The following is a 23,554-nucleotide window of genomic DNA, read 5'->3' as shown; positions in this document are numbered from 1 at the left end:
GTGCGGGACGCGGCGGTTCAACGGGCCCACGGCGCCCCGCCGTTCACCGTGCCACGGTCACGGGGGCATCCCAGCCCAGGCATCCGACAAGGCGAGACGTATCGTCTTGCCATTCTCATCGTCGTGCCGTACCGTCCTCCACATGGGTTCCCTGTGAGACAGCCGGCGCCAACCGCGTAGAGCACCGCTCCGCGATTGCGCGCCTCGCGTGCAGCCATCCACCCCGATGCCGCCCCGGGCTGAAACCCGCGCGGCCAGGAGGGACCCGATCGTGCACACCTCACAACTCACCCTTCACCACGTCACCAAGCGCTACCCCGGCCGCACCGTCCTCGACCAGGTCTCCTTCACGCTGAAGCCGGGCGAGAAGGCCGGGCTCATCGGTGACAACGGCGCCGGCAAGTCCACTCTCCTCCGGCTCATCGCAGGTCAGGAGAGCCCGGACAGCGGCGAGTTGACCGTGATCGACGCCGACGGCATCGGCTATCTGCCGCAGAGCCTCCCCCTGCCCCCGACCGCCACCGTCCAGGACGCCGTCGACCTGGCCCTTGCCGACCTGCGTGCCCTGGAGGCGGAACTGCACCAGGCCGAACAGGCCCTGGGCGACAGCACGGACCCGGCACAACTCGCCACGTACGCCGAACTCCTCGGCCGCTACGAGACCCGGGACGGCTACGACGCGGACCACCGGGTGGACATCGCCCTGCACCACCTCGGCCTGCCAGACCTCCACCGTGAGCGCCAACTCGGCACCCTGTCCGGCGGCGAGCGCTCCCGTCTCGCCCTGGCCGGCGTCCTCGCCGGCCGCCCGGAACTGCTACTCCTGGACGAGCCGACGAACGACCTGGACGATCAGGCCGTCGAGTGGCTGGAGGCGCAACTGCGGGCGCACCACGGCACGGTGCTCGCGGTCACCCACGACCGCGTCTTCCTGGAGCGCCTGACGACCACGATCCTGGAGGCCGAAGCCGGGAAGGTCACCCGCTACGGCGACGGCTACGCCGGCTACCGCACGGCGAAGGCCGCGGAGCGCCACCGCCGGCTCCAGGAGTACGGGCAGTGGCGCAACGAACTGGCCCGCAACGAGCGGCTGGCCGCCGGCCACGCCATCGCCCTCGACGCCATTCCGCGCAAGGCACCGTTGGCCAACTTCGGCCACGGCGGCTTCCGCGCCCGCGGCCGCGCCCACGGCGCGATGGCCCGTATCCGCAACGCCCGCGAGCGGGTCGAGAGGCTGACCGCGAACCCCGTGGCGCCGCCACCGGACCCACTGGTCTTCCGGGCGCAGATGGCAACGGCAGGGCAAGCCGCGGAGCTCCCCGCCGTCGAGCACGCGGACGCCCTGCTGTCCCTCGGCCTCTTCGACCCGGCGCAACTGCGCTTGCGCATGGGTGAGTTGTCGTACGGCCAGCGCCGCCGCGTGGATCTGGCGCGGCTGGTCTCGCAGCCCGCGGAGCTCCTGCTGCTCGACGAGCCGACGAACCACCTCTCCCCGGCGCTGGTCGAGGAACTGCAGGAGGCGCTCACCGGCTATCCGGGGGCGATCGTGCTGGTCACCCACGACCGCGCACTGCGGTCGCGGTTCCAGGGCGAGCATCTGCGACTGTCCGGACCGGTGAGGTGCCGATGAGGTGACGGACGCGTCCTCCGCGACCAGGCATAGGGATCGATAGGCCACACCTATACGGGGCATCGATTTTTGGTCGTGGACCCTCCGCGCCGGCCCCGGGTTCACTGTGGCCCAAAGCCGGCGCGGACCGATGGGGCTCGGTGTCGCGCGATCAGGGAGGTTGCAATGACGCATACCCCGGGCAACGGACGAGCCGAGCAGGCCGCGCGTATCGCGGCGAAGCCGTGGTATCGGCAGTTGTACGTCCAGGTGCTGGTGGCGATCGTGGTCGGTATCGTGCTGGGCTGGAAGTGGCCTGATCTGGCCACCGACATGGAGCCGATCGGCACGACGTTCATCACCGCGATGAAGATGCTGATCGGGCCGATCGTCTTCCTGACGATCATCGGCGGTATCGCCGGCGTCGCGGACCTGAAGAAGGTCGGCCGCACCGGGATCAAGGCGCTGACCTACTTCCAGGTGGGCACGATCGTGGCCTTGTTGACGGGTCTGGTGGCGATCAACGTCTTCCGGCTCGGAGACGGTGTGCACGCCGATCCCTCGACGCTCCAGACCTCGGGCGACGCGAGTCAGTACGTCGAACAGGGCGAACACCAGCACTGGTGGGAGTTCCTCACCAACATCGTGCCGGACAGTTTCTTCGGCCCGTTCGTCGAAGGGAAGATCCTCCAGGTGATCTTCCTGGCCGTCGTCTTCGGCGTCGCGATCAAGCTGGTGGGCAAGACCGGCGAGCCGATCATCGCGGCGGTGGGACGTCTGACCGAGGTCGTCTTCAAGGTCCTGTCCTTCGTGATGAAGGCCGCGCCGCTGGGCGCCTTCGGTGCGATGTCGTACGCCATCGGAAAGTTCGGCCTGTCCACGCTCACCAGCCTCGGCTCGCTGATCCTCCTCTTCTACGTCACCTCGGCCCTGTTCGTCGTGGTCGTGCTCGGCGGCGTGCTCGCCCTGTACGCGCGTCTGAACATCTTCCAGCTCTTCCGCTACTTCAAGGAGGAGTTCTGGCTGATCCTCGGCACCTCCACCGCCGAGCCCGCGCTGCCCGGGCTGATGCGAAAGCTCCAGTTCATGGGCGCCGAACGGTCCACGGTCGGCCTCGTCGTGCCGACCGGCTACAGCTTCAACCTCGACGGAGCGGCGATCTACCTCTCGCTGGCCACCCTGTACATCGCCCAGGCCACTGACACCTCCCTGTCCCTGGGCCAGCAACTCGGTCTGCTGGCCGTGATGTTGCTGACCTCCAAGGGCGCGGCGGGTGTGGCGGGCGGCGGATTCATCGCGCTCACCGCCACGCTGTCGACGGTCGGTTCCGTCCCGGCCGCGGGCATCATGCTCATCTTCGGCATCGACAAGTTCATGTCGGAGTGCCGGGCCCTGGTGAACTTCTTCGGCAACGCCGTAGCCACCCTCTTCGTCGCCAAGTGGGAGAACGGCCTGGATCTGGAACGGGCCAGGGCGGTGCTGGCCGGCAAGGCGGGAGAGCCCTCCCTCGCCGCAGAGCCCGAGGCGGAAGCCGAGCCTCGCGTCGTGCTCGACAAACAGCGCCCGGCCGCCGTACACCCCGCCGAGGTGGCCCCCTGATGCCGTCCGTCCTGATCGCCCCGGACAAGTTCAAGGGCTCCCTCACCGCCGACGCCGTGGCCCGCGCCGTGGCCGACGGGATCCTGGCGGCCTCCCCGCACACCCGCGTCACCCGGCTCGCCCTGGCCGACGGGGGTGAGGGCAGCATCGCTGCCGCCTGCACGGGCCGCTTCCGTGCCGAGACGGTCATCGTGACCGGGCCCACCGGGCAGCCCCTCACGGCCTCCGTCGCGATCGAAGGCCGTACCGTCCTCGTCGAGGCCTCCGCCATCTGCGGCCTCGACGTACTGCCGAACGGCCGCACGGCACCGCTGACGACCACCAGCCGCGGCATCGGCCAGGCCATCCAGTACGCGCTGGCGGGCGAGGCCGACACCATCGTCCTCGCCCTCGGCGGGGTCGCCACCACCGACGGCGGCGCGGGCCTGCTCCAGTCCCTCGGCGCCGTACTCGCCCGCGCGGACGGCACCCCCATCGGCCCCGGCGGCCAAGGGCTCGCCGACCTCCACACCGTCGACCTCGGCGAGGCCCGCGCCGCGCTCGCGGGAGTCGACCTGGTCCTCGCCACCGACGTGAACAACCCTCTGCTCGGAGCGCAGGGCACCGCCGCCGTCTACGGCCCCCAGAAGGGGGCGACCGAAAACGACGTCCGCGAGCTGGACGCGGCCCTGACGGGGTTCGTACGACGGCTGGAGGCGGCCGGCGTCCCGGACGCGGCCGGCCTCGCCCGTACCGCCGGGGCCGGAGCGGCCGGCGGGCTCGGATACGCCGGGATGCTGCTGGGCGGCCGGGTGTGCTCCGGGGCCGACTACTTCCTCACCCTGCTCGGTGCCGACCAACTGCTCGCGGACGCCGACTTCGTGGTCACCGGGGAGGGCAGCCTCGACGAGCAGTCCCTGTCGGGCAAACTGCCGGTCGCCCTTGCTAGGCGCGCCCAGCAGCGAGGCGTCCCCGTGCACGCCGTCGCGGGCCGCTGCACTCTGCCTCCGGAACGGACCGCCGCCCACTTCCGGTCCGTGCAGGCCCTGACGGACCTCACCGACCAGGACTGCGCCACCGACAGCGCACTGTCCGCGCAGCTGCTCACGGCGTACGGCCGTGCCCTCGCCGACCGCTGGATCGGCGGCTCCGGGGAGGAGACGGTGTCGGCGGCTAGGTTGACCCTGACCTAGGACGAATCGACCGGCGGAGGCACCGTGGACGCGCGCCAGCTGGAGTATTTCCTGGCCATCGTGGAACACGGCGGCTTCAGCAGAGCCGCCGCCGCGCTCCACGTGGCCCAGCCGTCGCTGTCGCAGGCCATGGCGAACCTCGAGGCCGACCTCGGGGTCGCCCTCTTCCACCGCGTGGGCCGAGGCGTCGTCCTCAGTGAGGCCGGCACGGAACTGCTGGAACCCAGCCGCCGCGTCCTGCGCGACCTGGCCGCCGTCCGCGACACCGCCGCCGCACTCGCCGGGCTGCACGGCGGCACGGTCGAGCTGGCCACCATGCCCTCGCCCGGCATCGAGCCACTGACCACCCTCGTCCACCGCTTCGCCGAGCTGCACCCGTCCGTGACGGTCAGCACCCAGGCCGCGTTCACCCCCGACGAGGTCGTCTCCCTGGTCCGCAGCGGGGCCTGCGAGCTGGGTCTGCTGGGTTCCTCGAGCCCCGTCAACCCGTCCGGGCTCGACGTCCTGCACGTCGAGGACCAGCCCTTCGTGGTCGTCGCCGCACCCGGCGGGGCAATCGAGGACGACGTCACCATCCGGCCCGAGGAACTGGCCGGACAGAAACTCATCGCCTCACGCACGGGCAGCCTGATGCGCACCATCGTCGACGACATCACCGCGGACGGCACCGGCACGGAGATCGTGACCATCGTCGACCACCGCACCTCGATCCTGCCGCTCGTCCTGACCGGCGTGGGCGTCGCCGTGCTGCCCTCCTCGTGGACCCGCCTGGCCCGCCGGTGCGGAGCCGTGGTGGCACCCATCGAGCCGACCGCCCACCTCCATGTGGCGATGGTCAGTCTGCCCGCGCACCTCACCCCGGCGGCGCGCGCTTTCCTGACCCTCACCAAGTCGCTCGCCCAGCGCCGAGTTCGCGGCACCTGACGCACCACCGGTCGGACGCACAACCGATCGGCCACGCCTATACGTCGTATCGAATCCACGTCTTGGACGTGCCACGAGGGCGCTGTGTTGACTCGGAGCAACCGCAAAGACAGCGAGCCGGAGGCACCTCATGACCACCGCACCCCGCACGTTCCGCATCGCCGCCATCCCCGCCGACGGCGTGGGCAAGGAGGTCGTCGCCGCCGGACGCGCCGTCCTCGACGCCCTGGCCGAGGACTCCGGCGGAGCCTTCGCCTTCGACTGGCAGGACTTCCCCTGGGGCTGCGAGTACTACGAGCGCACCGGCACGATGATGGACGAGGACGGCCTCGACCAGCTCAAGGACTTCGACGCCATCTACTTCGGCGCCGTCGGCTGGCCCAACGTCCCCGACCACATCAGCCTGTGGGGCCTGCGCCTGAAGATCTGCCAGAACTTCGACCAGTGGGCCAACGTCCGCCCCGTGCACTTCCTGCCCGGCGTGCAGAGCCCGCTGCGCAAGGCCGACGACACCGAGCTGGACTGGGTCGTCGTCCGCGAGAACAGCGAGGGCGAATACGCCGGGCTGGGCGGCCGCAACCTCGGCGGCCGCGGCCCTGGCGGTGAAGTCGCCGTCCAGTCCGCCCTGTTCACCGAAGTGGGCTGCGAGCGGATCATGCGGTTCGCCTTCGACCTGGCCCGTACCCGCAGCCGCCGCAAGGTCTCGTCGGTGACGAAGAGCAACGCGCAGCAGTACGGCATGGTCCTGTGGGACGACGTGTTCAAGCGCGTCGCTCTCGACTACCCGGACGTGGAGACGGAGAGCGTCCTGGTCGACGCGATGTCCGCGAAGTTCGTGCTGAAGCCGGAGGACCTCTCGGTCGTCGTCGCCTCCAACCTCAACGCCGACATCCTCTCCGACCTCGGCAGCGCGCTGGCCGGCAGCCTGGGCCTCGCCGCCAGCGCCAACCTCAACCCCGAACGCCGCTTCCCCAGCATGTTCGAGCCGGTCCACGGCTCCGCGCCGGACATCGCAGGACAGTGCCTGGCCAACCCGATCGGTGCGGTCGGCAGCGCCGCCCTGATGCTGGAGCACTTCGGCCTGCCCGACCAGGCGGCCCGACTCCAGAAGGCGATCGAGACGACGACGGGCGCGGGCATCCTCACCCGCGACGTCGGCGGCACCGCCTCCACGGAGGACGTCACCAAGGCGCTCATCGACGCACTCAACGCCTGACCTCGCTCCCGCTGTACGGGACCAGAGGAACGCCACTTCCGCGGATGACACGAGCACAGCCTTCAAGCTCGAGACTATGGTCGTGTACATGTGGCGCAGGCAGGGGCACGAGAAGGAGTCGTGGAGTCATCCCATGCCGGAGGGTGCGCTCTCAGCCCGGGAGGAGACTCTGCTCCGGGCTGCCGCAGAACGTGGCGACGTGTTCGCCAGCTGGCGCCTCGGCCGTGCACTGCTGACGGTGGACGGCCAGGCGCAGCAGGCCCAGCACTGGCTGACGGCCGCAGCCCGTGGCGGGCACCGCGAGGCCCGCATCCGCCTGGCGTGGCTGGATGCGGGCCGGAAGCTGTATCGCTCTCACCGCAAGCCCAAGGTCGATCAGTGGTTTCGGCGTACTGCCGCCTCTGGGGGCTACCTGGCCAGCATGGCCGGCACCCGCGGACGCCACGGAGAGGTGTTACTGCGCGAACTTGCCGCGGCCGGAGATGCCTTCTCCGCCAGATACCTGGCGATACAAGCTGGCGGGAGCGGGGATACGGACGCTCAGATGCGCTGGTACGCCCGGGCCGCCGAACTCGGGGACGGCGTCTCGGCGCTCCTTCTGGGACAAGCTCTGGAGCAACAGGGCAAATTAGAGGAGGCGGAGGACGTCTACCGACGCGCCGCCGCCTCCGCGGACGCCTCATCCAGACATGAGGCCGCCGCCAGGTACGAGTTGCGTGAGATCCTTCGACGCCAGGGCAAGCCCGTCCCCGCCGACCTCCAGCACGCCGAGCCGCCGCCACCCCTGCTTCGCGGAGATCCCACACCCACGATCGTGGCTACCGCCGTCGTGACCACGGCCCTCGTCCCGTTCATCCAGACACTCGCCACCAAGGCAGCCGAGGAAGCCTACGGCGCGGCCCGCTCTCTCATCAGCCGACTCCTGCACAGCGGCCAGCGGGCCACGGCCCCTCCCCCTTCCGGCCCGGTCTTCTACGTCCTGCAAGACCCCCAGTCGGGCACACACCTCGAACTACGCACCGGCCGCCTCGACGACGAAGCACTGCACGCGCTCACCCTCACCGACCTGGAAGCGCTCGCTGCCCCGGATCCCGCAGGAGGAACCGTCACGATCCGCTGGGACGACTCGGTGGGACTGTGGCGACGTCACGTCGACGAGACGCGGTGATAGCGGTGCTGTCGGCGCATGGTGCCTTACCAGAGCCGCGACAGCGCCCCTATCGAGCCAGAGGCGACGACATGGTCAACCCGCCGACGAGTTGCGCGAATTCCGTGCGCTGCCCGGTGGTCAGGGTGGCGTAGAGCGGTGCCTGCAGCTCGGTGGTGAGTCGCTCGGCACGTTGCCCTTGCGGGAGCAAGGTCGCCGTTGCGGGACGTGGTGTCTCCCAGCCGTAGCGGGCTGCCTGCTCGGTGCCGAGGTTGATGACCATGGCCGTCTGGGCGGTCAGTCCGGACAGACGTACCGCGGCCAGGTGGCAGGCGCCGCGGTGCTCTCGCAGCACGTGGATGCGCTGCATGGCCGCACCGACGGGGTCCTTGTCGGGGTAGGGCTGTGCGCGCCAGCCGGCGAACAGCGGCAGTGCGTCCGCGTCGGCGGCGTCGATCAGCTGCTGCGCCAGCCGGTTGAAGTGTTCCACGTCGACGTCACCGGGGACGTGGGTGCGTCCCCACTGCCAGATCGCCTGGGCGTAGCAAGCGGCGGCAGCCTCTGCCGGCATCACGGCCCGTCCGGCGAGCCAGCCTGCGGAGATCAGACCGGGACCGAGGAAGCCCTGGACTGCCTGCACCACCGGGACCGGCACCTCGCCGAGCACCCCGAACCGGCCACGGCAGTAGAAGCCGCGCCCAGGAGGAAATCCGGCGCGCAGGCCGATCGCACTGGTCGCTTCGTCGGACATGAACTCGTCACCGAAGTCGTGGATGGGCCGGGCCACCGCGTCGATGCAGTCGAAGATCTCCATGCGCCCAAGGTCGCCCACGATGACTCGATAGAACAAGAGGATGTTTTCTCCTGTGACCCTTTAGGTAATCTATCGATTCATGCTGGACATCCGCCGTCTGTACACGCTCAGAACCGTCGTCGCCCGTGGCTCCATCGCGGCAGCCGCGCAGTCGCTGGACCTGACCGCCGGGGCCGTGTCCCAGCAACTGGCCGCGCTGCGGCGTGAAATGGGAGTCGATCTGCTGCGCCCCGACGGGCGCACCGTGGCGTTGACCGAGGCGGGACGGGTGCTCGTCGAACACGCCGACCGGATCTTCGGCGCCGTGCAGGAAGCCGAGAACGCCGTCGCGGCGGTCAGGGACACGGTCGGCCCCACCGCCACCCTCGCCGCGCTGCCGTCGACCATCGCCCGCATCGTGACTCCGGCGCTGACCTCACTGGCCTCACAGCACCCGCAGCTCACCGTCACCTGTCTGGTGACCGACCAGGCGCAACTACGGGAACTGCCGCTGGGCACCGTCGACGTGGTGCTCGGACAGCGCTACCACCACCTGCCCGATGCCCCGCCCCGGGACGTCGACACCTACCCGCTGCTGGACGATCCGCTGCTCATCGTCACCGCGGCAGACCGGGCAGGCGAACAACCCGTCTCCCTGCGGGAACTGGCCACGCACCGCCTCGTCATGCCACCGCCGACCACGGACTGCGGGCAAGCCATCCTGCAGGCCTGCCGACAAGCCGGTTTCGCACCGTCAACGCCTTACGTCACCACCGACATCGCGGCCCAACTCACCCTCGCCCGGGCCGGCCTCGCCACCGCGCTCATCCCCCGAACCGCCATCGACCCGACCACAGCCGGGATCCACACCTCACCCATCGAGGACCACCCGATCCGCCGCTCGCTGTTCGCCGCGACCCGCCACACCAACACGCCGAACCCCACGATCACCGCTGTCGTCACCGCGCTGCGAACAGCCGCTCAGCACGGTCACACCACATGCCTTCCGGCGGATTAGATGGGCTTGATTCGCTTGCGCGGACGTGACGATGCACGGTCGCGAACCTGCGGGGTTCGAGCCGCTCGCTGACGGTGAATGGCCATGCCTCTGATTGCTTCCGGTCGCATCCGAGGGCCTCGTCCTGGACGCTGAGGCGCGGGTAACTGCTCCGTCAGGAACGAGTCTTCCGATGGGCCAGGAAGGCGAAGACCGTCAGAACCACTCCGCTGACTGCGGCGATCACTCCGAGCAGGATCGGCACAACATCGCCAGTAAGAACTCCTGCAACGCACGCACACATCCCTCCGGCGATCGAGACCGCGGAGAAGGCTCGCACTCCTCTTATCGCGTCATCCATCGATGCACCCTTGTGCCGCATTCCACCACCGTTCTCTACGCGTTCGGAGAAAACCCGTTGGACAGGGAGGGAATTGCCGACCCACAGAGATCCACGGGGCCGTAGTACCCTGTTCTATCTATTCTTCACGCGTTGCCCTGCCAGTGGACTTGAAGCGGAACCTGGACGCCTGCATGGTCTACTGCGTGACGCCGGGAGAAACTGGGTTGAGTTCCCGCATAGGCAGTGGATAAACCAGTGAAATCGACCGCGTGTTCCTGAATTCGCCGGGCACTAGGAGCTACGGAGGTTGATAACTATGGTTCCCCTGCTTCTCGTTCTTCTGCTGGCTCTGGTCCTCTTCGGTGCGGGTTTCGCTCTGAAGGCACTGTGGTGGATCGCGATCATCGTGCTGGTCGTCTGGCTGCTGGGCTTCGTCATGCGCTCCGCGGACACAGGTGGCCGCAGGGGCCGCTGGTATCGCTGGTAACCCGCCACTCAGCACCGTGCCTGTGGGCTCCGGATGTATCCGGAGCCCACAGGCACGCTTTCTCAACGAGCAATACCCCTGCCATCGGACAGGGCATTGCTCGAGGTGGTCTGTTTCAGGATGCCTTTTGGTCGGCGGGCTTCTCGATCTCGGTGGTCACCCGCGCCCCTCGGAAGAGCACCGGAAGCCACAGGAGACATGCCAGCAGGGGGACAACGGCGTAGGTGGCCATGCCCACACTGGAGCCCAACCCGTCCATGAGCGCGCCGAGGACGAGATAGCCGAGGCCGATGAGTGCCGACTCCACGAATGCGATCATCGACAGCAGGCTCGCGCGGTGGCGCGACGGCACGGCCTCGTTGAACACGTTGTCCACGATCACGGCGGTGATCTCGGGAATCCCGACCAGGGCCAGGAACGCGGCGATGGTGACCCAGACAAGGCCGAGGCCGCTCAGGGCGAGTGCCGCGGCGAGCGTCAGGAGGGACACCGGGACGATGACCCGATATCCGATGCGCCGGTCCGCGCGGTCCGACAGCAGCGGAGTGAGCCCGCCGACGAAGAATCCCGCCGATATGACCACGCTGACCCATGCGGTGTCCGCTCCCTGATCGGAGAGGGTCTTCTGCGCAAAAATGATGTACGGCGTCAAAGTCGCATGCATCAATCCCGACACCACGACAAGCGTCACGAGCGCCGGCGTGGCGACCCGAAGCATCGCCCGCCATGCTGTGGCGTCGCCGTGCCCCTCGGCTCCCTCCTGCTCGTCCACCGCGTCCGCGCCGCGGATCTCGGGCACCCGCGACATCAGCACCACCACGGCCAGGACGAGGCACGCCGCCGAACCGACGTAGACCACTCCCCAGGAGATCTGCTGCAGTTGGCCGCCGAGGACGATGGCGGCTCCGGAGGCGACCGTCCCGAGCATGGTGAACCGGGACTTGATCTTGATGTAGCCGGCCGTTGCACCACGACGCACGAGCAGGTCGTACAGCAGGGCGGTGTCCGAGCCGGACACACATGCCATGCCCACGCCCTGCCCGATGAACAGCGCCAGGAACACCCAGTAGTTGGAGAACGTCCCCTGGCCGAGCAGACATCCCGCTATCAGCATCTGGCCGATCACGATGCTGGCACGCCTGCCGATTCGGTCGGCGATGACTCCCGTCGGCAACTCCGCGAGTCCGCTGACCAGGTAGAGCAGTGTCTGAAGGAGGGCTACTTGCCCGGCGGAGAAGCCTCGCTGATAAAGGAAGATGACGAATACGCCACGCTGGAACAGCGAGTTGGCGAGCACGGCGTATACGTAGAACGGGCGCGTGACGCTTCGTGCTGCATCGTCGACTGCAGCCGACCCGCCAAGGGCCTCCGTGGTGCCGGTCATGCTGCGGGCTCCCTGGTGACTCCGGTGATCATTGGTGTTGGGCCTCCGCCACCGACCGGAACCTCCACGGCGGTCTCAACTTGGGGGAAAACTCCTCGACCAACCGAGTCAGCATTGGCCGCCAACCGCCGACGCTCCACCCCGGTGCACGGTGTGAAGCCCAGCTGTCTCAACGGAAGGGTCCATCGGTCGCGAAGGCGTGAGCCGCAAGGCGCTTGCCCATTCGCCGGTATGCGGCGGCGGTGGGGTGCAGGCCGTCGGCCAGATCGTCTGTCTCGTCGGGGCCGAGCAGCTCGCGTCCGTCCAGATAGTGGAGATGAGGATCGGACGCCTGTCGTGCCGCAGCTATCCGGGCCAGCTCGGCACGGACGACCGCCAACGACAATGCCCCGCGGGCCACTTCGGCCGGGTCGCCCAGGGCGGCGAGTCTCCCGTCCGGGCCGGTCACGGTCGGCCCGGGAGTCTCCTCCAGGGCCGGACAGCTCACCGGAGAGACCAACAACAGCGGGGTGTCCGGGTGTCCGTCCCGGATCGTGTCCAGGAACCCGTGTACCGCCGGGCCGAACGTCCGCAGCCGGAAGGCGGACAGGCTCACGATGTTGATGCCCACCTTGAGGCTGATCAGGTCGGCGGGCGTATCGCGGATCGTCCGGGCGACGTAGGGATCGAGCAGCGCGTTGCCCGCCTGGCTGAGGTTGATCACCTCCACCCCTCCGAGCGCGGCTGCCACCACCGGCCAGGTCCCGGTCGGGCCGTCAGCCTCGATGCAGTGGCTGATGGAACTGCCGTGGTGCACCCAACGGCGCCGCCCGTCCGGCAGCGGTGCCAGCACCTCGCCGTCAGCGCGCAGTACCACCAGTTCCGTTGGGGTCTGCTGGGGTAGCCACAACTCGACGCTTTTCATGCCGGCCGGCAGCCCAGCGAACCGTACGATCCCTGGCTCGCCCGGGATGAGTCGCTGTACGGCCCCGGGGCCCGCCATCCGCAGCACGTTGCCCACCGGCGCCTGCTGACGTCCGGCCAAGGCGCCGTCCACCAGCAACTCCAGCATCCCGGTCGGGCGGGGGTGGGCGTCGGAGTCGAGCTGGCCGGTGGAGGTGAGTACCTCCAACTCCAATGCGCGCGCATCAGTGCGAAACACCAGCCGCACGCCTGAAGGCATCAGGGTCACGCCGTAGACCGACGGGTCCTGGTACTGCTCCTTGGTCCACGCGGGCAACCGGCGCGGCATCACCCCTGCCGGTGTGGTCTCCAGGTCCAGCGCCCCCCGCAACTCCACCGGCCCGCCCACCAGTGGAACCGCCCGCAGCGTCACCGCCAGCGCCCCTGTCCCAGGTCGATCTGGACCGGAGACGACATCAACCCGGTGCCTTCGTGGCTCATCGACGCCCGCCGAACTCCCAGTCGTGGACCTCGATGTCCGCGTACCGTCCCGGAGTCAGGACGGCGCGTGCCGTGTCCGGATCCGGGGCCTTGAGCAGCACCGCCGTACCAAGCCAGGTGTCGCCGTCGTCGGACAGCAACGGCCCGTACGCGACCAGCTCGTCCTGGTCATGCGGCAGGGCGAGGTCGGCGGCCGGGCCCTCGCCGAGACCGAGCACCAGGTAGCGGTTGCCATCGGTCCGGCCACCGGGAAAGTCCCACATGGTGCGCCCCAGCACGTTGCGCCACCGGCGCAACAGCACGTCCCGGTACGCACCGGCCTGGTAGTTGGGCTCGTCGAAGGCGAACGCCCGGGCGGCTGCGGGATCGGGCAGGTCGACGATGTGCACGCTGCCGGTGGGTGTCTCACCGTCATCGGCGAAGGTCGGGCCGCGAGCGATGAGCTCCTTCGCGTACCGGTCCATGTAGGACCAGTGCTCCTCCAGCAACTCCTCGCGCAACGCCAGGGAGCCGGGCCGATCACGGTGGTAGCAGAAGAACTCCATGACCACAGACCCTTCCCCATCAAGGGGACCATCTCAACCGGCTTTTGGCGGCGATGGCTTCGCGCTCCACACGAGGCAGCATTCCGTCGGACGGAGTGGCCGTCTCGGCCGCACTGCCTGTTGGACGACTCACGGCGGCGAGCGTCGGGGCTGGGATGCTCCGCCCGCCCGAGCGCGCAGTTGGCGCAGGGGAGCCGATGGACACGTCTGGGTGACTGAGCACGGGGAAGATGAGTAGCGGCAGCCACCCGTCGGAAGAAATGGGATAGGAACCGGTCTGGCACGAGGGAGGCGCTCATGGCTGTATCTGGCGGAGGTGGCCCGATCGCCCAGGAGCCGCGCCGGTTCTACGACGGTGGCATCGACGCTTCAGCGGGACAACCGGAAGTCCTGCCCGACCCCGGCTCCGATGCCCGTATCGAGCTCAAGCGGGTCATCGTGGGCCGCCACGAGTACTTCATGATGCAGCGCCGCATCGCGTACCGCGACCGGCACCTGGGCGAGCTCCTGGTGCCGCGGGAGAGCGGCACTTTCTGCACCGACCTGACCTCGGTTCCCGCGTTTCTCACCTGGCTCGTGCCGAAGACAGGCGAGCATCTCCCGGCCACGTTGCTGCACGACGGACTGAGCCACCCGGAGGGCGTCCCGGAGTACACCTCGACCGACGGCAAGGTCGTGCGGCGTGCGGAAGCCGACCGCGTACTGCGCGATGCGATGGCGGATGCCGGCACTGCGCTGATCCGGCGGTGGCTGATCTGGTCGGCGGTGACGATGGCGACCATGTGGCGCGGCGAGGGAACGGACTGGCCGACGTGGCTGAAGTGGCGTTACCGCCTGACCGTGGGCCTGACCGGCTTGGGAATCCTGGTGCTCGGCACCTGGGCGACCATCGACCTTTTCGACGTCGGGATCTCCTGGCTCGGCAACCTGTGGTGGATGGGGAACCGGCCGTGGTGGGAGGAACTCGTCGGCGGGCTGACGGCGGCGATCCTGTTCTCGGTGGGATGGGCGGTGACCTGGGGGCGCTTCTGGAGGGCCGGCGCGGTCGTCGGGGTGAGCCTTGCGGTGCTGTTGCACGTCACGGCGGCGCTGCTCCTCATCTCCGCGATGTACCAGGTGTCGGAACGCTTCACGAAGAAGGCTCCGAAGGCGGCATGCATCCTGGTGTGGCTCGGGCTGCTGGCGGCACTGGCCGGATTCATCGCGGTGCTGGCGACTCCATGAGGCACGGCCCACTGGGCAGTTCACCGCCGGCTTCGCTCACGTCACGGGCATGAACTCGGGCAGGATGAGGGCGGAATGCGCCGGTCGGCCCTCTCCGGAAGGCATGACGCTGAGACTGCGCAGCATGTCGTTGCGCTGCTCCAGGGCTCGAGCGGTGGTGGGGAAGAGTGTGGCGTCGCCCTCGCCGACCTGATCCTGGTTCACCGTCACGAACTCACGGATGTCGTGTTCGTAGGCGGCAATACCCGCGGTGTGGTTCCGGTCGGCCAGGGAGCCGGCGAGCATGTAGGCGCCGACGAGTGCGAGGCTGGAGCCCTGTCCGGTGAGGAACGAGGGCGCATACGCGGCGTCGCCCACCAGCGCGACCCTGCCCTTGGACCAGCGGGGCATGCGGATCTGGCTGACCGCGTCGAAGAACAGGTCGTCCGCGTCACCCATAGCGGCCAGCATGCCGGGGACTTCCCATCCCGCGTCGGCGAAGACCGCGGCGACCAGGTCCCGTTGGGCTTGCGGGTTGCGGAAGGCGTCGTACGGCGGTTGTGGATGGGCGAAGTTCAGGAAGGCGTGCACGTCGTCGCTGTCCCCCACCGCGTAGAGTGCCGCGGCCCGGCCCGGGGTGTTCCACATCGTGAGCTCGTGGGAGAGTCCGAAGGTGTTGGGCATGGTGAATCCGGCGAAGCAGTAGCCGAGGTAGCGGTGAAACTGCTCTTCGGGGCCGAACAGGAGCTCGCGGGTACGTGAGTGCAGACCGTCCGCGCCGAACACCACGTCGAACGTACGCCGGCCGCCCCCGCGGAAGGTGACGTCGACCCCGTGCTCGGACTGGTCGAGGCTGTCGATGGAGTCGTTGAACAAGAACTCCACGTCGTCACGGACCGCCGTATGGAGAGCGTCGGTCAGTTCCCCGCGCGGCACCTCAAGGTCGCGTCCCGCGACACCGCCGGTCACGGTGTACGGGTTGACCGAGGCGACCTTGCCGCCGTCTGCGTCGAGGAAGGTCAGCCGGCGCAGATCGATGTGCGCGTCCCGCAGTTGCGGCAGGATGCCCATCCTGCGGACGACCTCGAGAGCGGTGCCGCGCACGTCGATGGGGTAACCGCCGCCGCGTAGTGCGCTTGCCTTCTCGACCACCGTGACCGTGAAGCCGTAGCGGTTCAGCCAGAACGCGAGGGCGGGCCCCGCGATGCTGGCCCCGGATATCAGGACCTTGCCCCTCGGCATGGTGGTGATGTGCCTCGAGAGATCGGTGCGAGTCATGCCTTGACTCCTTTGCTCATGGTGCGGGCGACGAGCAGGGACAGTGCCGTGACGGCGCCGGCTATGGCGAAGCCGGTGACGAAGGCCGATTCGGCCGGGACATCCGACCCGGAGGGGGTGGCGGCGGTGAGGATCGCACCGCTGGCCTGGACACCCACGGCGAAGCCGAGCACGCGGGTCACCAGGACCAGGCTGGTGGCGATGCCGGTGTCACCTCGGTCGACGGACGTGGCGGTGCTGGTCACCATCGCGGTGACGCACAGGCCGTTGGCCAGCGCGATCATCATCTTGCCGATGACGAGGTGCCAGATCTCGGTGTGCACGGCGGCCAGTGCGATCAGGCCGGCAGCCAGGAGGACGATCCCGGCGGTGACGACGGCACGCGAGCCGTAGCGTCGCGCCCCGAGTCCGCTGATCGGTCCGGCCAGCGAGGCGGCCACGGCGCCGGGCAGCAGGTAGAAGCCGATCGCGGTGGCGCCGGCCCCGAACCCGTACTCGTCGGCAGGCACCGCGAGCAGCTGCGGGACGAGGTAGACCGGCACCGCGGTGCCGACGCAGATCACGAACGTCAGCACACACGACTTCCACACCGCGGGCCGTGCCAGCATGCGCAGATCGACCATCGGCGAGGCCGCCCGACGCTCGACGGCGATCCATCCGGTCACGAAGGCGGCCAGCACCACGATGAGAGCGCCCAATATGAGGGGCTGCGAGGCGAAGTCGGGGGCCAGTGCGAGGACGAGCATGAGCGTGACCAGCGTCCCGCTCAGGAGGATCAGGCCGGGCCAGTCGACGCCGGTGCCGTCCGAGCGGCCCGGCGCATCGTGCGGCATCTGCCTGTTCACCAGCAGCGTGGACCCGATGACCGCGATCGTCGGCAGCGCGAACATCCAGTGCCGGGAGAGCCCTTCCGCCACGGGCCCTGCGGACAGCGTGCCCGCCATCCCGCCCCCGACGAACAACCCGCTGACCACCCCGATGGCCACCTTCGCCTCTCCCGCGGGGAGGTGTTCGCGCACCAGGATGAACGACAGGGGCAGCGCGCCCACCATCGCCCCCTGCAGCACCTGCCCGAGCAGCAGCACCGGCAGGTTCGGCGCCAGGGCGGACACCAGCCCGCCGGCACAGACAACCGCCATCAGCCGGATCAGGACCCGTTTCCCGCCGTAGCGGTCGCCTAACTTGCCTGCGACCGGTGTGATGAGCGCGCCGGTGATGAGCAGCACGATGCTCAGTAAGGCCCCTTCGGCGGGGCTCATATCCAGTTCGCGTTGCAGGAGCGGGAGCGTCGGCGTCACCACCGACTCCAAGGCGCCGGTGGCGACTGCCAGCATGCCGAGGGCTCCGACAGCTGCCCTCCCGATACGGACCGGGGGGGCCAGAGTTGCGGTCATGGAAGTCCTTCCGTAGGTGCCGGGCGAACAAGGGGTCGGCCGTACGCGGAGGGCTGCCGCTTTGCCGGGCCCGGCGCGGGCAGAGCGGCGGTTCGTGCGGGGCGGACTGTGCACGGTGCTGTGTGGACAGGTCGCGAGGTCCTGATCGTCCGGCAGTAAGAACCCGGGGACTGGCGGGAGTTGAGGTTGCGCATGGGCAACTCCGCCTGGCGGAACGGGTATAGGGGCGCGGCATCCACCGAGCCAGTATTACACTACACCGTGCAGTGTAGGACAGTTAGGATGTGCCCATGCCGACCACGAAGACCCTGCGCGAGGGATCCACACAAAAGCGGGCCGCCATCCTCACGGCGGCCCGGGAACTGTTCCTCGCCGACGGCTTCGACCGGTCCAGCGTCGACGCCATCGCCGCCCGCGCCGAGGTGTCCAAGCGGACGGTCTACGACTACTTCGGCGACAAGCAGACACTGCTGCAAGCAGTCGTCGACACCATCGGTCAGTCAATGATCACCACGATCCGGCGCACCCTCGACGACACTCTCAGCGACCCCACCGAGGCCTCCGACCTCGAGGACGCCCTGATCACCTTCTCCATGCGCATCGCCACCGACATGCTCGGCTCGGCTGAGTACGCAACGCTGCAACGACTGGTCCGCGCCGAATCCGGCCACCTGCCGCACCAGGGCTACAACTCCATGGCCGACACCCCCGACGAGGCACTCGCCGAACGGTTCGCCGCCCTCGCCGCGTCCGGGCTGCTCCACGTCCCCGACCCCCGGCTCGCGGCCGACCAGTTCATCGCACTGACCTTCGGCGTCACGCTGGACAGGCTCGGCGCCGCGAACGCCACGGAGGACACCCGCGTCCGGCCACTCGTCGTCGAGGGAGTGCGGACCTTTCTCCGGGCATACCGAACCGTGTAGGACCGCGAGAACCAGCGACTCCGATCACGCTTCGCCGTCGAAGCGGGACTGACCTGTTTCCGTAGAACTACGCAATCCTCTACGGGCTTTCACCGCAAGCGGCACGCGGCGCGTGCGAGGGGCGACGGCGTGTGTGACGCTGTGGCAGGCACATGGTCGATTGCTTGTGAGCACACGGCTCCGTTCCCGAACCGACTCGCTGGTGGACCTCCTCATCCGGCCCTGCAGGTCCGCCCGGTGAGGGAAAGCAGTCTCGAAGCAGGCGGGGGAACTCATGGGAAGCGCACGCACGTTCTTCATACCGGCCGCGGCCGTGGCAGCGCTGCTCACAGTCTCGGGATGTTCGGACGACAAGCCGACCGCCAAGGCGACGGCATCCGCTTCCCCGTCTGAGCTCGCTCGCTACACGGCCGCTCCCGACCCGACCACTCCGGCGCCGAGCCCGACGACGGCCGCGCCCACGGAGTGCGTCAAGACCACTGGCATGAGCGTCGAAAAACTGACCGACTATCTCAAGGAACTGCCCAGCAGCAGCGGCGCATACCAGTCCAAGGGCTTGACCCTGGACTCCTCCGGCCTGAACTTCACCCCGGAGGCGATCCAGAGGCCCTGCAAGGCAGTCACGGTCAAGCTCGCCCGCTACTGGATCGAGTTCAAAAAGACGAGCGAGGAGACTATCGTCACCCCGGCCCGCTACGAGTACCAGTACACGCCGATCAGCGTCACCTCCGTCAAAGCCGGCCCGCAGGACGGCAGAGTCCCCGACACCGCGCCGCCGGGGGGCTCCGACTGCCAGGGCTCGCTTTCGGTGGTCTACCTCGGCGAAGACATTCCGCAGAGATACCTGCCGTCCGACCTGGAGCTGACCGATTCGACAGCCCCCGTCCCGATCGAGGTGGCCGGAGCCGGAGTGCTGTCCGCGCTCTACGTCTCGCCCATCAGCCTGGTCTCCTGCTGACCGCCGATGTGAGTGGCGGTACCACGAGTAGTACGCCTGTCGGCTGATCCCGCGGTACCAGCAACATGGTGTGGCTGGTGTGCCCACGGCGTCTGCGCTGTCCTGGACAGCCCCTTGAAGGCAGCGGATCGCGCAGTCCCCTGCCTGGGTGCCAGGGCATGCTCGCCAGGTCAGTCGCCGCCGTCACCGCCGCCGTACGTATCCACGTCCGCCAGATCGCCGAGGTCGTCGTCGACGTCTGGCGGTCCCTTGCCGGCGCGGGGCGGCCGCGAGGGCCGGCGACGGCCCGCGCCGGTCACCTTGCGTCGACCAGGCGCAAAGAACACGGCCTGCGAGACCCTCAAATCGGTCCCCGCTGCCTCGTCGGCCAGCGCCTGCGAGACGGCGGCGCGACAGCGGCGGGTGAATCGGGGCCAGGGGCGGGACATCTCCGGCGGCCACAGTCCCGCGAGAGGCGCCAGGGCCGCCCACACCGCCATCCACACCATCGTCCACCACCCCGGGGCCTGGTCGGGCAGCCCCCATGCTGAAGCGCAACTGCGGCCCCGACGGTTTCGTGTGGGTACTGGAGCTGTGCCGCAGAGTCCTCGGCGCCACGGGCACAGCCCGGACCCTGGTGGGCGAGCAGGAAGTGCGCGCTCCCTTCTTCCACCACGGCGACCTCGTCGTCGAGGGAAACCTTCAGGTGATGCGCTCCTTCGTGGTCACCGGATCCCTGACCGTCCAGGGCTGTCTGGCGGACTCGCGGACCGGCCTCGGGCATCGTCGTCGGCGGAGACCTGACGGCCCGGGCGGTGTTCGCGAAGGACGACGATGACGAAGCACCGCTGAACCCGGGCGAACTCTTCTCCCGCCTGTGGGAAGGAGAAGCCGTCTTCCGTTCCACTGACCGGCCATTAAGACCGTGACGGCGACGATCCGGTGGGTCCGGTAGTCCCGGTCGTCGTGTCGCGCAGCTCGAGCCTGGTCTGGAGGACGGCGAGGGCGGCTCGCGAAGTGACGCCGGTCTTGCGGTAGATGCGGCTGAGGTGAGATTCGACCGTGCGGGGGCTGAGGAAGAGTCGGGCGGCGATGGCCGGGGTGGTCAGGCCGTCGGCGACCAGGGCGGCGATCTCGCGTTCGCGGGCGGACAGGCCCGGGTCCGGGGCCGGAGGCTGGGCCGGGGGAACGTCGTACACGAGGGGGTGGAACGCATCGGCCAGGCCGGTCAGTTGACGTGCGCCGCCGGCCTCGGCGAGCTGTCGGGCGCGTGTCCACATGGCGCGGGCACGGTCCGGATCGGCGGCGGCGGCGGTCAGGGGTGCGCCGAACAGCAGGCTGAACGCTTCCCACAGCACCACTCCCCCACGGGCCGTCCTGTCCACGGCCTCCTCGAACAGCTCGGCGGCCGCCGCCGTGTCGCCGCCGGCGGCCAGACAGTGGGCGGTGCTGCGCAGCGCCGAGGCCTGCTGCGACGGCAGATTGAGCTGCTCCGCCTCCTTGCGGGCCCGCTCCGCCCAGGTCGCGGCGGCTCCCGTGTCGCCGGTCATGATGGCCGAGTTGACGAGGATCTCCAGGATGAGTGGGCGCATGGACGGGTGGAGCGCGTTCAGGTCGTCGCCTCCGCCACGCAGGACCGCGGCCCGGGCGCGCTGGGGATCACCCGCGTGCATCGCCGCCCGGGCGAGCACGCACCAGGCGATGGACGCCCACCAGTTGGTACGCGCACCTGCCGCGGCGACGGCTTCCTCGGCCACCGCCAGTGCGGCCTGGTCACCGGGCGGGAGGGCGAACATCTGGATATACGCCTTGTTGGTGAGGACGAAGGCCAGCAGTTCGTCGCTGCCGATGCCACGGGCGATCGTCTCGGCCTCGTCCGCGAGTTCCCTGGCCGAGTCCAGGCGCAGGGTCTGGAGTTGAACATATGCCTTGCACAGCAGCAGGTGCGGCAGGACGTAGAGCTGGCCGCCGCGCCGGGCGATGGTCAGGCCGCGATCGGCGTGCCGTTCGGCATCGGCGTACCGCTCCAGGAACGCCTCGGCCCAGCCGAGCCGGGCCAGCGGCTCGCACAGTCCCGCGAGGTCGTGATCGGTAAGGGCGTCGACCAGGGCGGCGGCCCGGTCGCTTGTCTCCCGCGCGGCACCCATGTTGCCTTCGTACGTCTCCCCGAGGGCCGCGACCCCGAGGGCGCCCGCCTGGGCGACCTCATCGCCCAGCGACCGGGCCAGGGCGAGGGTGCCGGCCAGGTCGGCACGCACCTGGGGGTAGGCGGTGGCATGCGGCGCGGACGATCCGAGTTCCAGGCCGAGTTCTACCGTGTCGGCGTCGGACGGGCCCGGTGTCCGGGCGAGCTCGCGGCGCAGCAGAGCAACCGCCTCGGCGTACCGCCCCAGGTAACGCTCCATCACCGCGCACAGTGCCACGGCAGAGGCCCGCACGCTTCGTGGCGCCCCCGCCTCGTCGGGCGGTGACATGGCGATCACCTCATGCAGCAGGTCCCGGCTCTCCCGCAGACCTCCGCACACGCCCAGGGCACGGGCCCGTCGCAGCATCAGATCGCGGCGCAGCGTGGCGTGTTGGGGCTGGTCGGGCAGGTGGGTGAGGGCGACGCCGAGCCAGTGGGCGCTGCTCGCGGGTGCGGTGGCGGCGGAGCGCTCGGCCGCTTCGGACAGTACGGCGACGGCCTGCGGGTCCCAACCGGTCAGTGACTGCTCGACGTGGTGGGCGCGTTCGCTGGCGGGAGCACCCGCGGCGGCCAGTGCGTCCGCGGCGAGGCGGTGCATGCGCACCCGTTCCAGGGGGTGGGTGCTCTCGTGCACGACCGCTCGTAGCACCGGATGGCGCAGCGCCCATCGTCCGCCCGGCCCGGGACGCAGGAGATCACGGTCGGTCAGTGCTCCCAGGTCCGCGGTGACCTCGGCCTCGTCCCGCCCGGTCACCACGCTCAGCAGAGCGGTGCTGCCACGGTCGCCGAGGACGGCCACCGCCTCGGCGGTCCGGCGCTGTGCCGCGGTCAGCGGGGTCAGTTCGTCCAGCAGGACGGAGCCGAGTCCGGCTGAGTGCGGTGGTGCGTCCTGCCCGGTGTTGCGTCCTGCTTGTCCGGCCTGGAGGAGGGCGAGGAAGTACAGCGGATTGCCGTCGCTGGCGGAGTACAGCTCGGCGGCCCGGCCAGGCTGCATGCCGGGGGCCAGTCCGGGGGCCAGAACCTCGACGCACGCCTGCTCGGCGAGGGGGCCGAGGTTCAGCCGCAGCACCGTCCCCATGTCGATGCCCCGGGTGAGCGCGGCGTCCAGGGAGGCCGTGGTCTGGCGGTCGCGACGGGCCACGACGATCACGACGGGGGCGTTCGGGGGATGGCGGACGACGTGGTCGAGGAGTTCCAGGGATGCCGGGTCCGCCCAGTGCAGATCGTCCAACGCCACGACGAGGCCGGGACCGGGGCCGGACCGGGCGATCCGTACGAGCAGCTTCGCGATGGAGCGCTGCAGCCCGAACCGGTCGCCGCGCGCGTCCATGGCACCCGGATCCGCCAGCTCCATGTCGTGGTCGGCGAGGGCGTCGCTGAACGGCTGGTAAGGGATGTGCTGTTCGTACTCGGTGGCCCGGCCGCGCAGTACCGTCATCCCCCTGGCCTGCGCCCGTCGGCAGAACTCGGCCATCAACCGGCTCTTGCCGATGCCCGCAGTCCCGGCGAGGTCCACGACGGAGCAACCGCCGTCCTCGCCGAGTGTCCGGTCGAGCACCGAGTCCAGAAGTTCCAGTTCTGTCGCCCGGCTCACCAGCGGAGTCACATCGCCACCTAACTCCCCATGGCCACGCGGCCGTCGGGGACATTTCTGTGACGATCTTACGTAATCCGTGCCCGGCACAGCCGAACCGGTCGGACTCCACGGGTCATCCCATACTGCTTGGACCCGACGGCCGTGCCCCTGACGCAGCCCTGCCGCCTTCCTACTCAGCCACTGTGCCGCGGTCCCGGGCATCGTCGCAGAACGGCCCTCGCCTCCGGCCGTTCGCACACCGGCGGCGCGTCCGTCACTCCGTATGGACCTGCCGCCTCCGGTCTGTCACCGCTCGGGTTAGTTCGGCGTCGTACTGATCGGCGTCGAAATGGAGAACTGGGGGCCGTACCCTGTCTACGGGCACCTGCCAGTCGGACCACTCCACGATCCCGCCGTGACGCCGCACGAACACGGACAGGTAGCCACAGCATCCGCCGG

General features: G+C 69.4%; 20 protein-coding genes. 12 read left to right on the top strand and 8 right to left on the bottom strand.

The window, feature by feature from the left end:
- Window positions 1-271: 271 nt before the first annotated feature.
- The 6 genes from OHU89_RS45900 (at window position 272) to OHU89_RS45875 (ending at window position 7,688) form a co-directional block, all read left to right on the top strand.
- Window positions 272-1,630: an ABC-F family ATP-binding cassette domain-containing protein gene (locus tag OHU89_RS45900; RefSeq protein WP_405651895.1), complete on the top strand. Its 1,359-nt coding sequence runs from the start codon at window positions 272-274 to the stop codon at window positions 1,628-1,630.
- A gap of 165 nt (window positions 1,631-1,795) precedes the next feature.
- Complete coding sequence (gene dctA / locus OHU89_RS45895) at window positions 1,796-3,208, top strand: C4-dicarboxylate transporter DctA (RefSeq protein ID WP_405651892.1); 1,413 nt, start codon at window positions 1,796-1,798, stop codon at window positions 3,206-3,208.
- Window positions 3,208-4,380 carry a glycerate kinase gene (locus tag OHU89_RS45890; RefSeq protein WP_405651890.1) on the top strand — a complete coding sequence of 391 codons (1,173 nt, stop codon included), beginning with the start codon at window positions 3,208-3,210 and terminating at the stop codon, window positions 4,378-4,380. The genes dctA and OHU89_RS45890 overlap by 1 nt, the downstream gene beginning before the upstream one ends.
- Window positions 4,381-4,404: 24 nt before the next feature.
- Entirely contained in the window at window positions 4,405-5,304 is a 900-nt protein-coding gene (locus OHU89_RS45885; protein ID WP_266883589.1) for a LysR family transcriptional regulator, read from the top strand.
- Between the two features lie 130 nt (window positions 5,305-5,434).
- The gene (locus OHU89_RS45880) at window positions 5,435-6,520 is read left to right on the top strand and encodes a tartrate dehydrogenase (protein WP_405651888.1); all 1,086 of its coding nucleotides are present in this window, start codon (window positions 5,435-5,437) and stop codon (window positions 6,518-6,520) included.
- Between the two features lie 199 nt (window positions 6,521-6,719).
- A complete protein-coding gene (locus OHU89_RS45875) occupies window positions 6,720-7,688 on the top strand; it encodes a hypothetical protein (protein ID WP_405651886.1) in 969 nt (322 codons plus the stop codon).
- 49 nt (window positions 7,689-7,737) lie between these two features.
- Here the strand turns inward: OHU89_RS45875 and OHU89_RS45870 are convergent, their stop codons facing one another.
- A complete protein-coding gene (locus tag OHU89_RS45870) occupies window positions 7,738-8,481 on the bottom strand; it encodes a helix-turn-helix domain-containing protein (RefSeq protein WP_405651884.1) in 744 nt (247 codons plus the stop codon).
- A 79-nt stretch (window positions 8,482-8,560) separates the two neighbouring features.
- On the opposite strand from OHU89_RS45870, the gene OHU89_RS45865 reads away from it, so the two are divergent.
- Together OHU89_RS45865 and OHU89_RS45860 are read left to right on the top strand one after the other, a co-directional pair.
- The gene (locus tag OHU89_RS45865) at window positions 8,561-9,478 is read left to right on the top strand and encodes a LysR family transcriptional regulator (RefSeq protein WP_405651881.1); all 918 of its coding nucleotides are present in this window, start codon (window positions 8,561-8,563) and stop codon (window positions 9,476-9,478) included.
- A gap of 638 nt (window positions 9,479-10,116) precedes the next feature.
- Window positions 10,117-10,287 carry a hydrophobic protein gene (locus OHU89_RS45860; RefSeq protein ID WP_405651878.1) on the top strand — a complete coding sequence of 57 codons (171 nt, stop codon included), beginning with the start codon at window positions 10,117-10,119 and terminating at the stop codon, window positions 10,285-10,287.
- A gap of 115 nt (window positions 10,288-10,402) precedes the next feature.
- On the opposite strand, the gene OHU89_RS45855 is transcribed toward OHU89_RS45860, so the two are convergent.
- The 3 genes from OHU89_RS45855 to OHU89_RS45845 all read right to left on the bottom strand — a co-directional run bounded on the left by OHU89_RS45855 (window position 10,403) and on the right by OHU89_RS45845 (window position 13,599).
- On the bottom strand, window positions 10,403-11,671 hold the full coding sequence (locus OHU89_RS45855) for an MFS transporter (protein ID WP_405651876.1): 1,269 nt from the start codon (window positions 11,669-11,671) through the stop codon (window positions 10,403-10,405).
- A gap of 169 nt (window positions 11,672-11,840) precedes the next feature.
- Complete coding sequence (locus tag OHU89_RS45850) at window positions 11,841-12,992, bottom strand: GDSL-type esterase/lipase family protein (RefSeq protein ID WP_405654939.1); 1,152 nt, start codon at window positions 12,990-12,992, stop codon at window positions 11,841-11,843.
- Window positions 12,993-13,050: 58 nt separating this feature from the next.
- Window positions 13,051-13,599 carry a YciI family protein gene (locus tag OHU89_RS45845; protein ID WP_405651874.1) on the bottom strand — a complete coding sequence of 183 codons (549 nt, stop codon included), beginning with the start codon at window positions 13,597-13,599 and terminating at the stop codon, window positions 13,051-13,053.
- Window positions 13,600-13,896: 297 nt separating this feature from the next.
- Between OHU89_RS45845 and OHU89_RS45840 the strand changes: the two genes are divergently transcribed.
- Entirely contained in the window at window positions 13,897-14,823 is a 927-nt protein-coding gene (locus tag OHU89_RS45840) for a DUF1353 domain-containing protein (protein ID WP_405651872.1), read from the top strand.
- Between the two features lie 36 nt (window positions 14,824-14,859).
- On the opposite strand, the gene OHU89_RS45835 is transcribed toward OHU89_RS45840, so the two are convergent.
- Together OHU89_RS45835 and OHU89_RS45830 are read right to left on the bottom strand one after the other, a co-directional pair.
- Window positions 14,860-16,080, bottom strand: a complete 1,221-nt coding sequence (locus OHU89_RS45835) for an FAD-dependent monooxygenase (RefSeq protein ID WP_405651870.1) — start codon at window positions 16,078-16,080, stop codon at window positions 14,860-14,862.
- Window positions 16,077-17,474, bottom strand: a complete 1,398-nt coding sequence (locus tag OHU89_RS45830; RefSeq protein WP_405651868.1) for an MFS transporter — start codon at window positions 17,472-17,474, stop codon at window positions 16,077-16,079. The genes OHU89_RS45835 and OHU89_RS45830 overlap by 4 nt, the downstream gene beginning before the upstream one ends.
- Window positions 17,475-17,764: 290 nt before the next feature.
- Here OHU89_RS45830 and OHU89_RS45825 point away from each other — a divergent pair, with 290 nt between their 5' ends.
- The gene (locus tag OHU89_RS45825) at window positions 17,765-18,397 is read left to right on the top strand and encodes a TetR/AcrR family transcriptional regulator (RefSeq protein WP_405651865.1); all 633 of its coding nucleotides are present in this window, start codon (window positions 17,765-17,767) and stop codon (window positions 18,395-18,397) included.
- Window positions 18,398-18,710: 313 nt separating this feature from the next.
- The gene (locus OHU89_RS45820; RefSeq protein WP_405651863.1) at window positions 18,711-19,355 is read left to right on the top strand and encodes a hypothetical protein; all 645 of its coding nucleotides are present in this window, start codon (window positions 18,711-18,713) and stop codon (window positions 19,353-19,355) included.
- A gap of 170 nt (window positions 19,356-19,525) precedes the next feature.
- Here OHU89_RS45820 and OHU89_RS45815 read toward each other — a convergent pair whose 3' ends face one another.
- Window positions 19,526-19,834, bottom strand: coding sequence for a hypothetical protein (locus tag OHU89_RS45815; protein WP_405651861.1), 309 nt, complete (start codon window positions 19,832-19,834; stop codon window positions 19,526-19,528).
- 44 nt (window positions 19,835-19,878) lie between these two features.
- Between OHU89_RS45815 and OHU89_RS45810 the strand changes: the two genes are divergently transcribed.
- A complete protein-coding gene (locus tag OHU89_RS45810; protein ID WP_405651859.1) occupies window positions 19,879-20,172 on the top strand; it encodes a hypothetical protein in 294 nt (97 codons plus the stop codon).
- 79 nt (window positions 20,173-20,251) lie between these two features.
- Here OHU89_RS45810 and OHU89_RS45805 read toward each other — a convergent pair whose 3' ends face one another.
- Window positions 20,252-23,125, bottom strand: a complete 2,874-nt coding sequence (locus OHU89_RS45805; RefSeq protein ID WP_405651856.1) for an AAA family ATPase — start codon at window positions 23,123-23,125, stop codon at window positions 20,252-20,254.
- Window positions 23,126-23,554 lie beyond the last annotated feature (429 nt).

Source organism: Streptomyces sp. NBC_00019, assembly GCF_045041015.1.
Taxonomy (GTDB): domain Bacteria; phylum Actinomycetota; class Actinomycetes; order Streptomycetales; family Streptomycetaceae; genus Streptomyces.
The sequence above is the reverse complement of the archived record's forward strand: the minus strand, read 5'-3'. Positions and strand labels throughout refer to the sequence as shown.